This window comes from Candidatus Dependentiae bacterium, assembly GCA_018897535.1.
Taxonomy (GTDB): domain Bacteria; phylum Babelota; class Babeliae; order Babelales; family UASB340; genus UASB340.
Map to the genome: position 1 here is coordinate 1 of JAHIKO010000059.1, position 20377 is coordinate 20377.

Here is a 20377-nt window from a genome sequence, read left to right on the forward strand (position 1 = left end):
AGTTTTGCCTGCGGCAACGACAAATTGCGGTTGAGTTGGATCACAAAAATATAGTGTTGCACCATGGCCATTTATAGTTAAATTGTCATTTATTCTTATAGTTTTTGTTGGATGAATTAGGCAACTGCATTCCAAATCGACATCAGCTGTTAATGGAGCATCATATAGAAAGGCACAAGGACATGTTTCAGGCGTAGGTGACGGTGAAGAACCGTTGGCACCGCAACATGTTTCTCTAACCGTACCGGTATTTAATACGGAAAAATGATGATGCGTCATTCCATCAATATCATTGCCCGGTTGCCAAACGTGATCAACAAATATTGGTTTGTTTACCTTTAATTCACCGGGGCTTACAATCCTTGTATCAAGCCATAATGTTGTTCCATCTATTGTCAAAGTTGCACTATTGTCAAATGTCCAATCATGTGTTTTTAATAAAAAAGTTGTCGTTCCTTCAACGTAGATACCGCCTTGATTCATTGTAATATCACCATCAAGTTCAACATCCACATTTGACATATAAACAGTATTATTATCATTTAAAAAAACAAAACTTGAAGAATCGACACCCTTTAAATACAAGTCAGTCAAAGCCAGCGTGGCATTATTTTTAAGTTCAAGCTGGCCACCGCCGGAAAGATCTAAAATATTTCCATTGCCATTTAAAATTGTATTTCCATTAAACGACCACTTATTATTTAAAATGGTTTTGCCGTTCAATTTTATTTCTTGTGCATCCTCAAAATTTAAAATAGAACTCCAAGTACTTTCTTTTCCGGGCAAATCAAGAGATTGTTTGTTTAAAATTACGGTACCGGTTCCCAAAAGATATGTATCATCTGCCAAATGCAGATCATCTTCAAGTAATAACGTTCCACCGTTTAAATTTAAACTTTGATTAAGCTTACTTTGCAAGGCAACCGTTAAGCTTGTACTTGAATCAAAAAAATCAATAGTTGAATTAAATAAAGGCTGTCCTTCAAGTCTATTATTTTGCCCACTTATTTTTAATTGATTAATTACAGTTCCGGGCTGGGCATCAAACCTGCCGTTACCATTTAATTCTATTGAGTCAGCTCCGGAAACATTATATAACCCTGTCAACAAACCTTCATTTGTTTGAGTTAAAAAAATACCTTCGGAAAAATTTATATTTGAACCAACAATATTTGAGTTATCTCTTTTTTCAAGTGTTCCCGTCCAATTTGAGATTGTAGAACCTATATTAAGTTTTGCATTATTATTTAATCTAAACTTAGCATCTTGTCTTGAAAAACTTATTGTTGAATTTATATTTAAAACACAAAATATAAAATTAAAAATAAACAGACTCTTTCTCATCCCTTTTCCTTTTTTATTTACAGAATAGAAGAGTATAAAAATTGTGTCCAGATATTCTAGCAAACTATTTTTTAAAAATGCAAAAAAATAAGAATAATGTTTAAACTTGAAATTTGTTTCTCGATTGCTATAATCTCTTCTCGATCGTTTTGTATTAAATTTGGGGCTTTTAACGGGGCTTTTTATATGAAATTTTCAAAAAAAATTTTCTCTTTTATTATTTTTATAACATTTACACAATCAAATTATGCTACTCAAGGACTTGTGTTAAAAGGTACAACAGATCATCCAAACTTAGATTCGGAAAAAAGATTTAAACTTGCAAATACCCTTCGAGATACGAAAAAAACAAAAACAAGCGATTTGAAAAAAAAAGAAAAAGAACTTGATAAATTAAATAAAATTAATGATATAAAAACTGAAATTGAAAATAGAAAAAAAGAAATAGAAAACAACAAAAAAAATATCGAGACTTTAGAAAAAGGATTAGATGAACAAATAAAAGAACTTAAAACACAAGTCGGTACATTAAGTGACAAAAAAGAGGGTATCGATAATAAACAAATAAAAGAAAACCTATTGAACCTTCAATTTATATATAAAGAAGAAAAAGAAAAAATAAAAGACCAAATAAATATCAAAAAACAGGAAATACAAAACAAAGAAACTGAATTAAAAAATCTTGAAGAAAATGATCAAATAAAAGATACATTAAAACAAGAAATTGATTCTTTAAAAGAAGAAATTACTGATGCTGATAAAAAGATTGCATTTCTTGATAAAGAAAAAGGAATTGGTGACGAATTAGCCCAATCAATATCCGGAATGAAATTAAGAGATACTACTATCGGAGACAATTACTGGGAAGGAATAAAAAAGGGAACTACTCTTAGAGTAACAGGTGCCGTTGGAAAAGCTATTGGGAAAAATGTTGAAAGTTATAGCGAACAGGGAATAGATCTTTTAATCGATGCCATTTCCAAATCAATAACAAACACATATAGATTTATCTTTCACAGAAATAAAGCCCCATTTACTCCGGCAGAAATAGAAGCCTGGAAAAAACTTATTACAAGTGACTTGGAAGAAATTAAAAAGATTTTAAGCAATGTAAACAAAGATTCATCAAGGGGGCTTGAAGAAAAAATTAGAGAACTCGAAGAACAGGATGAAAATAAAGAAGAAGATGAATTTATAAATTTATGGTCTGAGTTTATAGAAGACATAGCAATAACTTGCCAAAGTTTGGTGATGGAAATTGAAAATCGATCTGCTTATTACAGTAAAAATAATAACGGTTTTGGAATAACAACATGTGCGCAAAGACTTAAAAGTAAACTCTTAAAAATAAGAAAATGGTTATTAAGTGTTCAATCTGCAAAAGATTTTGCATCAATACAGGAAGTTAAACAAATAATGCCGGCAATGATCAAATCATTGGGATTGTATTTTGATAACTTAGCTAACCAAACAAAACCATTAAAAAGCTCAGCATCATCTTCTTCAAGTTATTCATCTTCAAGTAGAAAAAATCGACATGCAGATGCTGATGATATGCCATACCATGTAGTGTAAAATTTGAAATTATGCTTTTAATAAATAAAAAAAGCTTATTTATATTTATTTTATTTTTTATAAATCAAATAAATATAAATGCAGCAGAATTAAAAATAATAAATATCGAAGAGATCAATAAAAAAACTGAATATTTTAAAAATATTTTAGGACCAAAACAAAATATTAAAAAAGCTATTTATTTAACGTCTGCCACAGTTTTAACAATTGGAATTTCATATCTTGGATATAATTATTGGAAAGCATATAAACAAAATCAGAAAGATTCAAACAATAGTGAATCAAAAATCCAAGAAGAACCCGAAAATAATTCTGAAATAAATATAAAAATTAAAGAAAAAGATAATCTTGGTTTGTATGGTTTTAGCAAGGGGCTTAATAAAGGGCTTACATTATCAATTGCAAGCCTGGTTATTATTATGGGATCAAGATCATTAGACTTCTTGGTAAATAATTTGATAAATTTTTTTAATTTAAAAGAACATGAACATTTTTTAAAAATAAACGAAAATATTTCTTCCAGTCTTGAACATATGCAAATAATATTTTCTATAAATAATGAAAAGTGCTTTAAAGAAGAAGTTGTGGATAGTTGCAACTATTTTACAGAAAATTTGGAAAATCTACTGGCCATTACAAATTTTTTATCAATAAAAAAGCTTAATCAAATTAATAATTACCAAACATTGAAAAGTAGCCAAGAATTAATTGTAAAAAAATATTTAATATTTTTAGAACAATTAAAAGTAATCTTAGAACAAAACAATAAACCTGAATATTTTGATGAGACTGATGCAAAAAATATATGGCCACAGTTTAAAGAATTAAACAATCAAATATTTAGATTTATAAAACTTTGCGATTCTATTTTATATGAAAATTAAAATAATTATTTTCTTAACATTATTAATATTTAATATAAATGCTGACAAACCAGACAATTTTGAGGCCAACGATCAAGATTTCTTAAAACTTATCGATAATCTTTTTGATGTAGAAGAAATGGACGAAAAAATTCAAAATAACAAAATACTAAGCAACATTAATATTAAAGAAAAAGTTGAAGAAAAATCCGCTAAAACTTTTTCAAATTTTTTAGAACACTTTAACAAATATTATCCAAGAGTATTTTTAATAAGAGAAAAATTTTTAACAAATATGACAGCCGAAAATATCGCAATGTTATTTGAAAAGATTGTAAACACAATTGCATATAAACCCTATTTTTATGTAGAAGAATTATTTACAGTATTATATAAAAAATTAAATTTAAATGAAAAAATCGAATGGCAAAAAAATCAATACAATATCGAATTATTAGAAGAAAAATTCAAAAATAGTAATATAAAAAATATAATTATAAATAATAATGGTTTTGAAGAATTCATAGCAGATCAGCTTTCATTTTTTCATGAATTTTTAAAATACGCAAAAATTGATATAAATACAAAAATAGTATTTTACGAAAAAAATAAAATCCAAATTACTACAAAAAGTAGATTGAATAAAGATCTAAACCAACAAACAGAAACTTTAATTAATTACTGGGCAAAAAATAATATAAAAATACATCTTGATTTTTATGAACTTTGCTTTGATTATTGGTCAAGACTTTTTATAAAAGCAATTTGTACACAAGATCTAAAAAAAGCCAATAGATTTATAAACGATCTAAAAAAAATTGCGACTTTTGCAAAAAACAATGCTTTAATAAACGAATTTTTAAATAAATATAATGAACTTCAATCTTTATTAAAAAAAGAACACTACTCGAAAAAATTTGAAATTTTAATGCACGACAAAGAATTTGCAGATATTTTGGAATATCATGGAATTACAGCATGAGAAACAAAATTAAACTTTTTTTTATACTCTTTTTTATATTTTGTTTTCAAGAATTATATAACAACAATCAAGAATTGACTGACAATGCAAACAGTTCATTTATTGAAAATTTTATAAAAGATTACGGTTTTAAACCACGAGATCGCTACACTCATGAATATAATTCTGCAATTTTAAATAAAACATCGATAAGCTTGGATGAACTTGAAAATACACTTAGAACTTACAATTTTACACTTTCAGGAAGAATAGTTTTAACGGGATATGAAGAACAAGCATTCCCTTCATATTTTTATAGATTTAAAAATCCACAAATTAACGATGAAGCACAGTCAAAAATAAACTCAGGTTGGACATTAAAATTGCACAATCTTTTTGGATTTTTAACCGGTTTTTTATTTAAAAATATAAATTATTACTCAAATATCTGGCTAAAAGATACGGATAAAATAATAGAACATATTGATTCCAATGACATTGAAATATTTGATAATCAAGCAAATATTATACATGAACATGCATTTTCAACAGCTTTGAATTTTATGAGTAATTCTGAATTTGAAATTCTAAAAAATTTAAAACAACAAAATTACAAAAAAATTACAACTGAATTAATAAAATTTTGGACCACACTTTACGATAAAGATGTTAAAGTTGGTGGGTACAAATCGGCAGCAACGCAAGATATATTATTTTCAATTGAATATGCAAATCACATTTTACGATCAGCTTTGCCGTTAATAAAATGGTTTGTAGGCCCCGATATTACGTATCCAATAGAAACAAGCATTATACAATCCGGACAAGCAACCAAGCATGCACAAAAATTTACAAAAATTATGTATGACAAATTAACCCCAATAGCCAAGAAGCCAACCGTTTATATTTTTTGTAGCTTTGTGGACGGTGTTGGAAAAAGTACACTCTTGGGAAACATAAAAAATTATTCCAAATATAATACAAATATAGAAAATTATGAAAGAGTTGATAATTCATCATCACAACTAGCAGATTTATTTCAATTAAAAGAAAATGTTTTTATAGCAGACTTACCGGCACAAGTCAGTCATTTTACATATAAACCTGATGGTTACGTTTATGTAAATATCGGCCGAGAAAAAGATTTTGATAAAAAAAATATTGAAGATCTTGAAAGCTACGTTCTAAATAACAAAGAAAATCTTGAAATTATTTTTAATCAAAAAATAAATTTGGTAAAAAACATTATAAATAAATCCGGTTTTTTATCGCCTGAATTAAACGATAAAAAAGAAGCTCAAAATGCATTTATTAAAAATTTAATATTAATTAAAAAGCTCGAAACAAATCGTTGGATAGGCTTTTCAAAAGATAATAACGAATATATTTTTAATAAATTTAACCCAACTGAAATACGAATTTTAACACCATTAAAAATAGTTCAATCCGAAGGACTTAAAAATATTGAATCGGAACAAATGCTATTTTTAAAAGGTATAAAATTTCCAATATCCTATAATAATTTTATCGAAGATTTAGTTACAAAATTAAAATCACAAAATATAGAAAATATAATTTTTGTAGACTTTACAAGCATGTACCCAAGATCTTCAAGAGAAAATGTACGAATTAATTATCTAATTCAACAGCTTTGTCTAATCGATAAAAATTTTGATCCGGAATTAAGTATGTACCGAAATTTTATAAGTGATTCGGAATTACTGGCATTACTTCAAAATAAAGATAATAAAGAAAAAATTACAAATGCACTTGAACTTGAAACACTTACAAGGCTTTCTCTTTTAAACATAATAAATAAACAAGATAGAAGCGATTTACATGGAATAAAATTTGAAAATCTCACACCTGAAATAATAATTCAAATAAATAATATAGAAAAAGTAAATAAAGATAAACTTAAAATATTAACTCAAGAGAAAGTAAAAACTGAAAGTATAAACCTTGATAAATTATACGGTAAAACTAAAAACTATTTAAACATACAACAACTATCACTTTCAAATTTGGTATTATTTTCAAAATATTTAACCAATTTGTATTCAAATAATATATTAAATGAAGAATTAAGAACTTTATGGCAAGAACCTGATTTTTTTGCGAATAAAGAAAAAATAAACACATTTTTTTCACTTAATTTAGCATGCAAAGACGAAAATTTACTTACACCCATGATAATTCAACTGAGACATTTTTGGTATTCTGCAATTATAAACTTATATAATGCAAAAGTTATTAACTCCGAATATTTGAGACTTGATAATCCTGTTGAAAATATCACCCCATTATTTTTAAATTACGGACTTTCCAACAAAATATGTTTAATTCAAAATATCTATCCCAAATACGAAAAATTATATTATCAAGATGACGACGACGAAGAAAATAATAACAAAAAAAATAAATTTGATTATTTAAAAAATTACTTTTTTAAATATAAAAAGCCATACATTGTAAATATTAATGACAAAAAATATATTTCTTTTGATAAAGAGTATGAAGCAACAAATATTGGTGCTTTTGCTTTTGATAATAATAATTCAAAAATAGCCAAAAATAAAAAATCTGCCGTAACATTTGTCGTTCAAAAGTACAAAAAAAATAAATCGGCAGACAAAGTAATTACAACATCCAAGCTTTATAAAAAACTTAAAAAAAGTTATATCTGGGAACGTGAACATAAAAAATTGCTCAAATCGGCAAAAAAGCTTTTACAAAAAAATAGCGCTCAAAAGAAATCTGACAAAAAAGATGAGTTACAAAATAGTAAATTATCATCAGAAAAAAATACTGTTCAGTTTGGCAATCCTGAACAAATACCCGTGCTTCAACTTATTATAAGATTGCTTGCAACGGTTGAAATGATCTTAAAAGATCCGGATGCAGAAATTGCTTGTCGATTTAATAACAAAAAAGATTTTAAAGCTACAGTTAAACTTTTGGAAAATGTGACTTTACCAAACTATTTTGGTATTATCTACGAAAATAAATTGTTTGAAAATTATGATACGGTTGAACCTTACCCTTCATGGGCTGCTTGGGAAAATTTATTATGAAAAATATAAAAATATATAGCGCGCTACTTCTTTTAATTTTAATTCTAAATACTAAAATTTTTGCAAATTCAACAAATCAAATCGATTATAGTTTTGAAAATAACTGGGGTAAATACACAGTTGCAACAGCTGCCATACTTACCGCCGCAACTATTTATTACTACCACGATAAAGAAAAACCACAATTTATAGAAAATATTTTGGATACAATAAAAGCCAATCCCAAAAAATCTATTGCTATTGCGGCTATAATTTCTTCAGGATTAATTTCTGGCTACATTTATTCTAAACCAAACAATCAATTTATTTCAGAAATACCATGGATCAACGATTTTTTAAAATCCAATGGGATAAAAACAATTGAGTCTGTAGAAAATGTAATAAAAGCATTCGATCTAAGTTTAAAAAATGAAAGTATGCACAACACTACATTTGATCTTTGCGCAAAAAGAGCATTTAATTCAGATCACAGACAAACTCTTTATTTAATAGCATACGAACTTTATTCTTTACATATCCCAAAAGACATTTCAGAAATTAATAAAAATTTTACAAGCCAGCTGAAAGAAAAATACAACATAAAAACTACAAAGGATTTACACTTTTTCAAAACTACAGTTTGCGAATTTGATGAAGAGGCAGAAGAATATTATACAAAAAACAAATTAAATTTCGGGTTGCTTCATGATGAATTATATGGAAAATATATGGATAAATCCAAATATAAAAAACCTAAAAAAATTATCTGAAAATTAACTTAATAATGAAAAAAATTATTTTATTCACAATCTTTTTATTTATTTCAAATAATTTAAACAGCGAGTTATACAATTATAAAGACTCGGGCTTTGAACAACTTAAACAAATTTTTGAAGAATCTCAATTAAGCGAATTAGACAAATTTAATGAACAATATTTTGGAATTTATGACAACTGGTTTGGAACAAATTTTAACCTAATTTCAGAGCTTAATGAAAACATTTTACCGGAAACACTAAATAAAATATTTAAATATTATTTGAAAAATTCAATAACCGAAAAATATTATGAATATATTTCAAAAAATATAGAAAAAACAGAATTAAATATAGAAAACCCCCAAATAAAATCTTTTCATTACAAACCCATTTTAAAATCAGATTTTACAGCCGGAGATTTGTCTATAAATTATGCAAGTGCTGATTCTGAAATCTTATTGGTTGGAGATATTCACTCAAAATATACCGAAACATTACAAAAAATTATAGCTTGGCTAGTCTTAAATAAATATTTGGGCTCAAATTTTAAGCTTAAAAAAAATTGTTTTTTAATATTTCTTGGAGATTATTCAGATAGAGGAATTCAAGGCTTATCTGTAATAGCAGCAATAATACTTTTAAAAATATTTAACCCTGAAAATGTATTTATAATAAAAGGTAACCATGAAACACTCGAATATTTAAAAAACATACGAAAAGATAATCAATCATTAATGGCAGAAGCGCTAAATTTAACAAATTATAATATTGAAAACGCAGATCTAATACTAAAACATATAGAACTTATATACGCAACACTACCCAAAAATATCTCTATTATTAATCCACTAAATTCATGGCTTTCTACAAAAAATTTATTGGCCTGTCATGGCGACGAACTTTCTTATTGGAATGATATTTATCCGCAGAAATTTTTTGATGAATTAGATTATAAAGAATATGAAAAATCAATACCAAGTCCAAGAGGTGATGAATATATAATTTGGAATGCCAAATATAAAGCAAGAAAATTGAAACGGGACGGATATTCATGCTTAGTAAAAGCTCATGAGCATCTGGAGGCAAAAGATCCAAAAAGAACTACAAGCCCATCTGCCGTATTTCAAAAAGTAATCTATGACAATATAAGCGAAGAATATTCTACATATTCCATTGGCGCAAAAAACATTGGCTTTAAAAATTTTCCAATAATAGTTACAATTGCCGGAAGCGTAGGAGAAGAAATAAATTATTATCCAACAATAGTAAAAGTAATACCTGATAAAAAAAGTAGCAGTAAATGGCAAACACAAATAATAAACTGCTCTTAACTAAATAAAATTTATGAAAAAAATAATAATATTATTAACAATAACAATTTTAATTGCACAAAATAATTTAAGCAGCACATTATATGACTATAAAGATTCGGGTTTTCCCACACTTGAACAAATTTTTGGCGATTCTCAGCAAGAAAATATCGATGTCGAAAATGAAAAATATCACGGAATTTATGACAACTGGTTTTTAAATAATTTTAATAAACAAATAGCATTAAACGATAATATTCATCCTGCAATTTTAAACAAAATATTAAAATATTATTTAAATAAAAATATCGATAAAATAAATGAAATTAAAGCAAAACAGCAAAATCCCGTAGATACAAAAATAACAGAAATTCTTACCAAAAATATTGGCAGTAATTTAGATGGAACAAGTAAAGCTGAATACATAAAATATAACCCAGTTTTTGATCAAGATTTCGATTCAAAGGACATACTTCTAAGATTAAAAAACAAAAATGCAAAAATTTATTGTGTTGGAGATATACATGCGCAATACAATGCAACATTGCAAGAAATAATTGCATGGTTGATACATAAAAAAATTTTAGGTGCCAATTTTAAACTGGAAGAATCCTGCTATCTTGTATTTCAAGGTGATTATACCGATAGAGGATATCAAGGCATCTCAGTAATAGCAGCCATAATTCTTTTACAAATATTTAACCCCGAAAAAGTTTACATTTTAAAAGGCAATCACGAAACCTTAAGTTTTTTAGATGTTCCTAAAGAACTTATGTTTAAAGATTCCGTAATGGCTGAAGCACTAAAATTAACGGACTATGATGAATACAATACCAATTTACTTTTAAACCATTTGGAACTTTTTTATGCAACATTACCAACTTGTTTAAGTATAACAAACCCATTAAAATCAAAAAATGTTGCATTGATATGTCATGGTTATGGTAAAAATTATTGGGCAGATGTATATCCGACTGAATGTTTCAAATATCTTGATGATTTTTATAAAAAATCAGTACCAAGTCATAGAGGATCTTCCAATATATACAATGCTGAATATGTTATTGATGAGATAACTAAAAAAAATTATTCTGCCATAATAAAAGCGCATGATCATACAATATCCAAAAAACCGGAACGATATATAACTTTCGATAATGAAGAAACTAAAGTTATAAATAAAAATTATGAATTTGAATTAACAACGCCATCGATTGGAGCTGTAAATATAGGCCTTCCAGGTGTATTTCCAATTATAGTAAATATAGCAGGTCCAATTAGATCATCGGGTGAAATTTCTATAGAATATTTACCAACGATCGTCGAACTTACCCCAAACACAAATACAATATATAATTGGAAAATAAATGCAATGGATTGCTCAATAAGAAATTAAATTATGATTGAACAAAAAATAACCCCATTAATGCAACAATATTTTCAAATAAAATCACAATATGAAAACGCCATACTTTTATTTCAAGTTGGTGATTTTTATGAACTCTTTTTTGACGATGCAAAAATTATATCAAAATTTTTAAACATAGCATTAACTTCCAGAGGTAAAAATAACGGCGAAAACATACCGCTTTGCGGCATACCGGTTCATGCGCTTAATCACTACTTAATAAAACTTGTACGAGGCGGATTTAAAGTTGTAATCTGCGATCAACTTACAAAACCTACTCCGGGTAAAGTTGTAGAAAGAGGCGTTACACAAGTTTTTACACCCGGAACTTTAACCGACAGCTCAATGCTTGATGAAAAATCGGCAAGTTATATCGTGTCAGTTTTTCCAAACCCAAAAAATTACGGCTTAATTTTTACAGAACTTTTAACAGCCCAGCTTTTTGCAACAACAATACCAATTAAAGAAATTAAAATTTTAGAATCCGAGCTGGCTCGCTATAACCCCGATGAAATTATTTTGCCAAAAATAAAAAGTAACAACAGCTACTTTAGTTATTTTAAAAATCTAGGATATTTTGCAGCAGAATCCGAATATATTCCAAATGATCACAATTTTGACAGCTCAAAATTGTGGCTTGAGAAACAATTTAACGAACAAACTATAAAAACTTTATTAAACTATCCGGAAATAGGATACAGCTTACACACGCTTTATTTTTATCTGAAAAAAAATCAGGAAAAATCTTTAGATCAATTTAACAAAATAAATTTTTACAAACCTGACGATTATTTAATTTTAGACAGTGCAACATTAAAAAATTTAGAGATTTTAAAAAACAATCAAGATAGCGGCAGAAAAAACAGTCTTTTGGAAATTTTGGATAAAGCAAAAACACCAATGGGATCAAGACAAATCAAAAAATGGCTTTCCCGACCACTGATTAGTAAAGAAAAAATAACCGAACGCAGCAAAGTTGTAACTGAGTTTTGTAAAAATATAAATTTCATGCAACAAATTGAAGAAATTTTATCAAACATAAATGATTTGGAAAGAATTGCCGGAAGAATAGCTTTAAATAGAGCAAACAGAATTGATTATTTAAGTTTAAAACAAAGCTTAATACTTATTCCAAACTTAAATATATTATTACTAAATTATAAAAATTTAGATTACATACAAAAAATTACAGCCAAATTTTACGATTTTTCGCCACTTATAAATCTTATAGAATCAAGCATAAATGAAGATATTTCCGGAGAATGGATAATCAAAAAAGGCTTTGATTTATATTTGGACAGATTAAGATCATTAGTTCAAGACAGTCAAAAAGAAATCTTAAAATTGGAACAACAGGAAATATCAAAAACCGGTATTTCAAGTCTTAAGATAAGATATAACAATATATCGGGTTATTATATAGAAATAACAAATCCAAATTTAAATTCTGTCCCGCAGTATTATCAAGAACAACAAAAGTTGGTAAATAGAAAAAGATTTACAACTCAGGAATTAAAAAATCTGGAACAAGAAATTTTTAAAGCTCAAAACGAAATTGATATTGTTCAAACCGAGGTATTTAACAGAGTAAAAGAAGAAGTTGGCACATATTTAAATCAATTGAGAAATTTGGCACAAAGCATATCTTGGCTTGATGCTATTTTTAGTTTTGCAAAAATTGCATATGAAAATAATTATACTACACCGGTCTTTAACGATAATAACGAAATTTTTATCAAATCGGGCAGGCATCCGGTAGTTGAACAAAAACTGGAAAACAATTTTGAACCAAACGATACAAGTTTAAATAATAAAGAAAATCTGTGGATTATAACAGGACCCAATATGGGCGGTAAATCAACATATTTAAGACAAGTTGCCTTAATTTGCATTATGGCGCAATGCGGAAGCTTGATACCTGCTCAAATGGCAAATATGCCAATTTTAGACCGAATTTTCACACGAATCGGATCCGGCGATAATTTGGCGCAAGGCAAAAGTACATTTTTGGTAGAAATGGAAGAAGCGGCAACAATTTGCACGCAAGCAACAAAAAACAGTCTTGTGATTTTAGATGAGGTTGGCAGAGGAACAAGTACATTTGATGGAATTGCACTTGCGCAATCGATTATTGAACATATCAATCAAAATTTGGGTGCAAAATGTTTGTTTGCAACACATTATCATGAACTTACGGAATTGGAAAAAATATTTCCAACCATCGCAAATTATCACATGCTTAGTAAAAAGATTAACGATACGGTTATTTTTTTACACAAAATAGCACCGGGTATTGCAGACAGCAGTTTTGGAATAGAAGTAGCAAAATTAGCGAATTTACCCACAAAATTAATTACTAGAGCAAATGAAATATTAAATACAATAAAAACAGAACACTCTCCTTTTAAAAATATAAAATTTAATGAATCAAAAAACATATTTTCAAACCAAACAAGCGTTTTTGATTTGAACAAAAAAGAACATGATGCAAAAATAAACGCGCTACTGGATAAAATAATTATTCTTGAAAATAAATTGAAAGAAAAAGAATCTGAAATTGTAAGTATTAAAAATTTAAATCTTGATGAACTCTCACCAAAACAAGTTTTTGATTTTATTTGGAAAATAAAAAATAAAGAAAGCTAGAAATTTTTTTTTAAAAAACTTGATTTCAAGCGCAAAAGTGTTAGCCTATTTTTAATCTTTACAGAATATATTTTGTTGCAACAAAAAATAAGTTTGTAGTTATTGTTAAATTATTTTTAATAATATTTTTTAGGAGTTTTTATGAAAAAAAATTTATTGGCTCTTCTTGTTTTAGTTTCATCTGCATCATTATCTGCAAATACGGATTTAATAGCAGATAAAGATGTAATTACAGTTACATCGCAAGAAAATAACGAAAAAAAAGATGTAACGGTTGAAAATATTGAAGTTGAAAAAGAAATAACAGTTGAAGTTGAAAAAGCAAACTAAAATAAAATAATTAATTTTTTTTTAATTTGTTGCATTTAAGTTAGAAAATGCTATCTTAAATCGAACTTTGAAATTATTTGATTTTTGACATACATAACCTCGATAAATAAACGCTAAATTTATTTTTTAAAAAAGTCTTGATTTTATAAAAATGCATGATAATATTACTCTCTTACTGTTTTAAAATAGTACGAAAATAAGTTTAGTGTTAAACGTTCGGGGGGTGTTTGGGAAAGCTAAATATTTTCAAACTAAATCCGAAATGTTTTAGGTTTTATTTTTTTATATTTTTTTATAAGGGGATCTTTTTATGAAAAAGATTTTGTCTTTAGTTTTAGCAGCAGGAATTATGACATCCGCTAGCGCAATGGAAAAATCATTTGTCCAAAAAGCAACAGATGTTGCAACAAATCCATATGTCTATGTTCCAACACTAGCAGTTTTAACATTAGCAACAGCAGCAGCTCTTGATATTTGTTATAACGATTCCGCAATTTGCGATGCAGTTTTGAAATTTTTTAAAAATATTCCTGGCTATACAGTCAGAGGCGGCAAAACAAGTTTTAATGCAGTAGTTGATTTGGCAAAAGCATATCCTGTTGCATTTGTTTCTGCAGTTTCAGCATTGACAATTGGCGGCGCAGTAACAACTGATATCTTGTTGGCTGAAAACTTTGATGGTTCTTATACAGGCAAAGGTTACAATAAAGTAGCTGGCTTGTTCAAAAAAGAAGTCAAAGAAACAGAAGGCAAAAAAGATACAACAGAAGAAAACAAAGAAGTCTAATTACTTCTTGAATAAATAAAAAAGACCCGGTAAGATTTTGCCGGGTCTTTTTTTATATCAAATCAATATCGCCGCGCCAAAGGCGGGCTAAAATAACAAGAATTAAAACCATGAAAAAAATATTAACTTTAATTTTACTTTTAACTCTAACCCCACAAATTATTGCTAAACATAAAAAAGAATTAAAAGTTTCAAAACTTAAAAATAACTTTTTTCATAACACAAAGAAAAAATCAAAAAAAGCTTTAAAGTATATAAAAAATAAAACTGTAGCATTTGCAAAATTTACAAAAAAAAATCCAAAATCCGGCATTTTTGTAATTGCAGGAACAGCACTTTGTGTTGGCATGCCAATAAATTATTACGGGTTTGGAAGAAGTGAATCTCAAACCGGCAAGCTTCGGGCCGTATTTGAAGAAATTAAAAAAGATATTTGTGATGTAATCAAAAAAAAATATCCGGGACCTGATGCTCCATGAAAAAAACAATATTACTATTAACCCTTTTATCTTTTACAACAAATATCTTTTGTGAAAATCAAGATGTAAATTTGCAAACAGAGGGTCAATCAAAGATATTTAAATTTAAAAATCATGTAATCAATAATTACAAAATTTATATTGCAGGAGCTTTGGCAATAACTGCAGCGACATGCGCTAAAAGCATATTTTCAAAAAAGATTACACCTATAAATGCTTTATCCAAAGGCTACGAAAATTTTTTAGATATCCCAAATAAAGCATTTAATATGCATAACAAAGAAAATCTTAAGAATCAATTAAAACTTTGCAAAAAAATTGAAAAGATATGCAATGAACAACTTTATATTAGAAAAAACGAACCCGAGTCAAAAGAATATAAAGATTTTTCAGAAAAATTAAAGTTATGCGAAAGTAAAATAATTTTGTTGGAAAAAAAACTATTGGAAAAAAACTAAACGAAAGATTTTTATGAAAAAGATTCTATCTTTACTTTTTATTTTATCAATGGCAACGAACACTATCGCCATGGAATCTAATCCTGCTAGTAATAGTTCAGACGATAATAAACTAATTACTCATTTACAAAATAATTGGGGGAAATATACAACCGCTATAATTGTGGGCACTCTAATTTGGGACAATTATAAAAATAATGCAACAATTAGAACCAAAATATATGAACTTTTAGGTTTATCTGCAATAGAATCTGAAGAATTTATTAAAAAACATCCAGCAGCACAAGCAGCAATAATCGTGAGTTTAATATCGGCAGATATGTTGTTACATCAAAAATCTGAAGATACATTCTTATATATAATTCCAAATTTTTATAACAACCTAACTGAAGCTAGTCTAAATGCAATATATGATCTACACAAAGCTTATCAAAATATTGGAAATCCGTTTAAAACAACAGAAGATAATTTATAATTACAATAATTAAGATATAAGTATTTAATAGTTGAAAGAAAAGAGGGCTGGAAATTGATCCACCCTCTTTCTTTTTTAAGATATACAAATCGTTAAATAAATTCTAAAATCTGTTGTCATTCTTTACACAAATGATAACCTAACATAAATCATTTTTAAAAAGAGATTTGTATGAAAAAAAATTTAATAATTTTAATTTTATTTTCAATATTTTTAACAAATTCAACATTTGCCAGAAGTCCAAAGTACAGACTTTTAAATTATAAATCTCAACAAAAAAACACAAATTTAAAAACATCTGACGTAGAAACAGATTTGGATAAAATGGTAAACAAGAAATTAACAGATTTAATTGGAAATAAGCCTGTTCATCAAATATTAGCCGAAAATCAATTGACCGTTCAAAATACAACACCTATAATTAATCAACAAATAGACGGATTAAATAAATCAAAAGAATTAAATTTAATAGAAAATGTTGTAGAAGATGTTTTAATAGAAGAACAAAATTCTGTTACTGAAATCACACCTGAAATTTCTAATTCTTTTTTTAAAAAAATCAAACAACATTTTATAAATAACAAAATTAAATATCTTTTGGGTTTAGCGGGCATTACAAGCTTTATTATATTTAACAAATATTTAATAGATAAAAATGATGACGATGATTTGAACAAATCAGAGTCAGGCAACAATACGACCGAAACTACTTTCGATCATGAACATGTAACAAAATTATTTAATGAAATATTTGATCTGGCCAAATATGATATTCAAGAAAATAGCGAATATCTAAGACGATTTAATAGCTTAATTAAAAATGTGAATAATTTAAAAGATGTAAGTATTAAATCAGCATTAAAAACAAATTTGATAAAAAATTTCGCTGATAAATTTGAACTATTAGACCAAGAAACAATAGATTCGTTTACAGAAGAAAACGAACGGACTAAAACATTTTTAAACCACGAAATTGAAGCAAGTAAAAATAGAAAAGATTTGTTAGAAAAATTAGAAAAATCAATTAAACCATAAACGAAAGAGGACAATTATGAAAAAATTTTTACCACTAATTTTAATCTCAGCAATTACAACAAATTCATTTGCATCCAATGAAGAAGATTTACCAAAAAAAAATTTATTAGAAAAACATTGGGGCAAATATTTAGCAGTAGCCACAGTTGCTGGGTTAGGTTCTGCAATTATTTATAAATCACATATGAAAGAAAAAGATAATATAGAATCAGAATCAGAAAATGAACCTTCAACATACGAAGAATATAATATAGAATCAGAATGTGAAACTTCAACGTACGAAGAATATAATCTAGAACCAGAATCAGAAAGTGAAATTTTACCGGACGAAGAATTTACAAAACATAACATAGAAGAAGATGAAGAATTTGATAAGTTAAAAAAAGAAATTATTGATGAAAAAGATCCAAAAAATCTTCAGGTAGTTCTTTGGAAAAATTCAACAAAAAAGTCAAGCCGTATAAATTATGAAAAAGATATTAAAGAAGTAATAAGATTATTAGGCCCGGCAATGGAAAAAGAACCGTCAGTTGTAAGAATCTTAAATGCACTAAATCAACAAAATTTAGAAAAAATAAAAAATAAGCAAAAACCGTTAAAAGCTATAACGTTAGAAAAAAAAGATATTGAAACACCAACACTTGAAGAATTAGAAAATAGTGCAAAAAATGAAGCTAAAATTGTAGACGAAATTAGTAATTATTTTTCAGAAATTAAATTTAAAGAAGATGTAGTTTCTGATAAATAAAGTAATCACAATATAAAATAGCATCTAAGTATTTATCAAATCAACGGCACTTTTAGTCAAAAGTGCCGTTTTTAATTATAATTTTTTTTAATTATAAATTACTGTTCAATATTTATTATTCCATATGCATCAACCATGGCAGTTGAAAGAATTTGTTGATGAACGTCGTTTGATATACTTAATGCTTCAACATCATAAAGAGCATCACTTATAAGTGTTACTTTGTCATCAAAAATCAATGTACCTTGATCCAGTTGTAATCCGGTTCTTGTTGAATGCAATGTGCAACCATTCAAATATAAAATAGCACTATCATCTTGAAGTATAAATGCCGTTTTACGAGCTTCGCTTCTATCTGCATTACCGGCATCATATATAAATTCAACATCACGATCAATTAAAAGTGTTGCATCTCTTACAACTGTACTTATTTCCGGTGATTTATATGTAAATGAATGATCTTTGCCTTTGATTGTAACATCATGCGAGAATGTCATTGTTCCATCGCTGAAAGTATAATCGTTACATAGTACAAGAATATCATTTCTGTAAGTTATATGTGCATTTGGTCCAAGACATCTTACGTTATAATTTCTCAATCCTTCAAGCCTTGTATTTTCAATAATTAAATTACTACCGGATGCAACTTGAATTGCATTACTTACAGGACAAATGTGGAAGGCATGACCGTAACCATTTATAATTACATCACCTTGGAATTTGAATGTTGATAAACCTGTTGTTGGCATAGAGAAATCTTCGCCCAATTCTATTGTGGTTCCATCACCAAAAATCAGATCTGAATTTGTGCCTAGATCTACGTATCTAGGTAAGAAGTCTTTAAGTACAATATTTTCCAATATTAAAGTCGTATTATCATCAATAATTAACAGATCATTTACAGCATCTCTGCTAAAGTGGACATATCTGCCGGAACCATCAAGAGTTACCGGAGCTCCTCCATGAGCATAAAGTTTGTGTTCATAATCGGTAGCATCGCCCAAATAAATATTAAAGCTTAATGTCATATTGCTATCAACATGAATGTTACTTGGACCGTGGTCTATTGTATTTAATTGAATTTGTAAGTTATTTATTTGCGTATTATTAAATATTGTTGCATTACTTATATATGAAAGCTCATCACAGCATTCACTTAAATTTACAATTGCATTACTGTTATAAATTATTAAATCATTCTCTATGCTAATAGATACTATTGCTTGTGAATTATAGTGAATATTATTTGCGTTATTTATAGTTGCACTACTTATGTATGAAAGCTCATCACAGCATTCACTTAAATTTATAATCGCATTACTGTTATAAACAGACAAACTTGTATCATAACTTATAGATAGTATTGCCTGTGAGTTATAATGTATCTGATTGTTATGATTTATAATTGCATTACTGTTATTTATTATTTGTTGTAATAATGAAGATGAATCTAAATTAAGTATTGCGCTTGAGTTCCATCTTATTTGATCATTATTATGAATTGTTGCTGAACTTATATGACTTACATCGTTAGCCAAACTTACTATTGCATTACTATTATTCTCACAGCACGCCAATCCGGAAATTATTGCTGAGCTATTATATGAAATATTATTCGCATTATTTATCGTAGCCGAACTTATGTAACTTATATCTTTTCCAATATTTAATATCGCACTTGAATTCCAAGATATTGCACTATCATTTTGGATCGTTGCATCACTGATACCTTTTATCTGACCTGCAAGATTTACTATCGCATTACTATTATTTTCACAGCACTCCAATCCTGCAATTATTGCTGAACTATTATATGAAATATTATTTGCATTATTTATTGTTGCACTGCTTATATAACTTATATCTTTTCCAATATTTAATATCGCTGAACTATTCCAAGATATTGCACTATCATTTTGTATCGTTGCATCACTTATGCCTTTTATCTGGCCTGCAAGATTTACTATTGCATTACTATTATTTTCACAACATTCCAATCCTGCAATTATTGCTGAGCTATTATATGAAATATTATTCGCATTATTTATCGTTGCTGAACTTATATAACTTATATCTTTTCCAATATTTAATATCGCACTCGAGTTCCAAGATATTGCACTATCATTTTGGATTGTTGCATCACTGAT

17 protein-coding genes are annotated in these 20377 nt (G+C 27.5%); 15 read left to right on the plus strand and 2 right to left on the minus strand.

The features are described 5' to 3' along the window. A partial coding sequence (locus KKE07_03950; protein ID MBU4269994.1) for a hypothetical protein occupies window positions 1-1344 on the minus strand: 1344 nt, incomplete at its 3' end. Between the two features lie 186 nt (window positions 1345-1530). Here KKE07_03950 and KKE07_03955 point away from each other — a divergent pair. From KKE07_03955 to KKE07_04025, 15 genes are all read left to right on the plus strand, one after another. Continuing rightward, window positions 1531-2919, plus strand: a complete 1389-nt coding sequence (locus KKE07_03955) for a hypothetical protein (GenBank protein ID MBU4269995.1) — start codon at window positions 1531-1533, stop codon at window positions 2917-2919. 11 nt (window positions 2920-2930) lie between these two features. Beyond that, the gene (locus KKE07_03960) at window positions 2931-3803 is read left to right on the plus strand and encodes a hypothetical protein (GenBank protein MBU4269996.1); all 873 of its coding nucleotides are present in this window, start codon (window positions 2931-2933) and stop codon (window positions 3801-3803) included. Then, window positions 3793-4764 carry a hypothetical protein gene (locus KKE07_03965; GenBank protein MBU4269997.1) on the plus strand — a complete coding sequence of 324 codons (972 nt, stop codon included), beginning with the start codon at window positions 3793-3795 and terminating at the stop codon, window positions 4762-4764. The genes KKE07_03960 and KKE07_03965 overlap by 11 nt, the downstream gene beginning before the upstream one ends. Further along, the gene (locus KKE07_03970) at window positions 4761-7817 is read left to right on the plus strand and encodes a hypothetical protein (protein MBU4269998.1); all 3057 of its coding nucleotides are present in this window, start codon (window positions 4761-4763) and stop codon (window positions 7815-7817) included. The genes KKE07_03965 and KKE07_03970 overlap by 4 nt, the downstream gene beginning before the upstream one ends. Continuing rightward, entirely contained in the window at window positions 7814-8566 is a 753-nt protein-coding gene (locus tag KKE07_03975; GenBank protein MBU4269999.1) for a hypothetical protein, read from the plus strand. The genes KKE07_03970 and KKE07_03975 overlap by 4 nt, the downstream gene beginning before the upstream one ends. A 14-nt stretch (window positions 8567-8580) precedes the next feature. After that, the gene (locus tag KKE07_03980; protein ID MBU4270000.1) at window positions 8581-9885 is read left to right on the plus strand and encodes a metallophosphoesterase; all 1305 of its coding nucleotides are present in this window, start codon (window positions 8581-8583) and stop codon (window positions 9883-9885) included. A gap of 13 nt (window positions 9886-9898) precedes the next feature. Then, window positions 9899-11260, plus strand: a complete 1362-nt coding sequence (locus KKE07_03985) for a metallophosphoesterase (protein ID MBU4270001.1) — start codon at window positions 9899-9901, stop codon at window positions 11258-11260. 3 nt (window positions 11261-11263) lie between these two features. After that, window positions 11264-13918, plus strand: coding sequence for a DNA mismatch repair protein MutS (gene mutS / locus KKE07_03990; protein MBU4270002.1), 2655 nt, complete (start codon window positions 11264-11266; stop codon window positions 13916-13918). Between the two features lie 141 nt (window positions 13919-14059). Then, window positions 14060-14248, plus strand: a complete 189-nt coding sequence (locus tag KKE07_03995; protein MBU4270003.1) for a hypothetical protein — start codon at window positions 14060-14062, stop codon at window positions 14246-14248. A gap of 310 nt (window positions 14249-14558) precedes the next feature. Continuing rightward, entirely contained in the window at window positions 14559-15035 is a 477-nt protein-coding gene (locus KKE07_04000) for a hypothetical protein (protein ID MBU4270004.1), read from the plus strand. A 110-nt stretch (window positions 15036-15145) separates the two neighbouring features. Then, a complete protein-coding gene (locus KKE07_04005; GenBank protein ID MBU4270005.1) occupies window positions 15146-15514 on the plus strand; it encodes a hypothetical protein in 369 nt (122 codons plus the stop codon). After that, a complete protein-coding gene (locus KKE07_04010) occupies window positions 15511-15972 on the plus strand; it encodes a hypothetical protein (GenBank protein ID MBU4270006.1) in 462 nt (153 codons plus the stop codon). The genes KKE07_04005 and KKE07_04010 overlap by 4 nt, the downstream gene beginning before the upstream one ends. A gap of 13 nt (window positions 15973-15985) precedes the next feature. After that, window positions 15986-16447 (plus strand): hypothetical protein, encoded by a 462-nt coding sequence (locus KKE07_04015; protein MBU4270007.1) that lies wholly within the window; start codon window positions 15986-15988, stop codon window positions 16445-16447. A gap of 171 nt (window positions 16448-16618) precedes the next feature. Next, window positions 16619-17482: a hypothetical protein gene (locus KKE07_04020; GenBank protein ID MBU4270008.1), complete on the plus strand. Its 864-nt coding sequence runs from the start codon at window positions 16619-16621 to the stop codon at window positions 17480-17482. Between the two features lie 16 nt (window positions 17483-17498). Then, window positions 17499-18230 carry a hypothetical protein gene (locus KKE07_04025; GenBank protein MBU4270009.1) on the plus strand — a complete coding sequence of 244 codons (732 nt, stop codon included), beginning with the start codon at window positions 17499-17501 and terminating at the stop codon, window positions 18228-18230. A 98-nt stretch (window positions 18231-18328) separates the two neighbouring features. Here KKE07_04025 and KKE07_04030 read toward each other — a convergent pair. Continuing rightward, window positions 18329-20377, minus strand: a 2049-nt coding sequence (locus tag KKE07_04030; GenBank protein MBU4270010.1) for a hypothetical protein, incomplete at its 5' end; no start/stop codon positions are given.

What these genes read in the sequence shown, in the direction of transcription:
- KKE07_03955 (MBU4269995.1), top strand. Translation starts at nt 1,531, where the DNA reads ATGAAATTTTCAAAAAAAATTTTCTCTTTTATTATTTTTATAACATTT.
- KKE07_03960 (MBU4269996.1), top strand. Translation starts at nt 2,931, where the DNA reads ATGCTTTTAATAAATAAAAAAAGCTTATTTATATTTATTTTATTTTTT.
- KKE07_03965 (MBU4269997.1), top strand. Translation starts at nt 3,793, where the DNA reads ATGAAAATTAAAATAATTATTTTCTTAACATTATTAATATTTAATATA.
- KKE07_03970 (MBU4269998.1), top strand. Translation starts at nt 4,761, where the DNA reads ATGAGAAACAAAATTAAACTTTTTTTTATACTCTTTTTTATATTTTGT.
- KKE07_03975 (MBU4269999.1), top strand. Translation starts at nt 7,814, where the DNA reads ATGAAAAATATAAAAATATATAGCGCGCTACTTCTTTTAATTTTAATT.
- KKE07_03980 (MBU4270000.1), top strand. Translation starts at nt 8,581, where the DNA reads ATGAAAAAAATTATTTTATTCACAATCTTTTTATTTATTTCAAATAAT.
- KKE07_03985 (MBU4270001.1), top strand. Translation starts at nt 9,899, where the DNA reads ATGAAAAAAATAATAATATTATTAACAATAACAATTTTAATTGCACAA.
- mutS (MBU4270002.1), top strand. Translation starts at nt 11,264, where the DNA reads ATGATTGAACAAAAAATAACCCCATTAATGCAACAATATTTTCAAATA.
- KKE07_03995 (MBU4270003.1), top strand. Translation starts at nt 14,060, where the DNA reads ATGAAAAAAAATTTATTGGCTCTTCTTGTTTTAGTTTCATCTGCATCA.
- KKE07_04000 (MBU4270004.1), top strand. Translation starts at nt 14,559, where the DNA reads ATGAAAAAGATTTTGTCTTTAGTTTTAGCAGCAGGAATTATGACATCC.
- KKE07_04005 (MBU4270005.1), top strand. Translation starts at nt 15,146, where the DNA reads ATGAAAAAAATATTAACTTTAATTTTACTTTTAACTCTAACCCCACAA.
- KKE07_04010 (MBU4270006.1), top strand. Translation starts at nt 15,511, where the DNA reads ATGAAAAAAACAATATTACTATTAACCCTTTTATCTTTTACAACAAAT.
- KKE07_04015 (MBU4270007.1), top strand. Translation starts at nt 15,986, where the DNA reads ATGAAAAAGATTCTATCTTTACTTTTTATTTTATCAATGGCAACGAAC.
- KKE07_04020 (MBU4270008.1), top strand. Translation starts at nt 16,619, where the DNA reads ATGAAAAAAAATTTAATAATTTTAATTTTATTTTCAATATTTTTAACA.
- KKE07_04025 (MBU4270009.1), top strand. Translation starts at nt 17,499, where the DNA reads ATGAAAAAATTTTTACCACTAATTTTAATCTCAGCAATTACAACAAAT.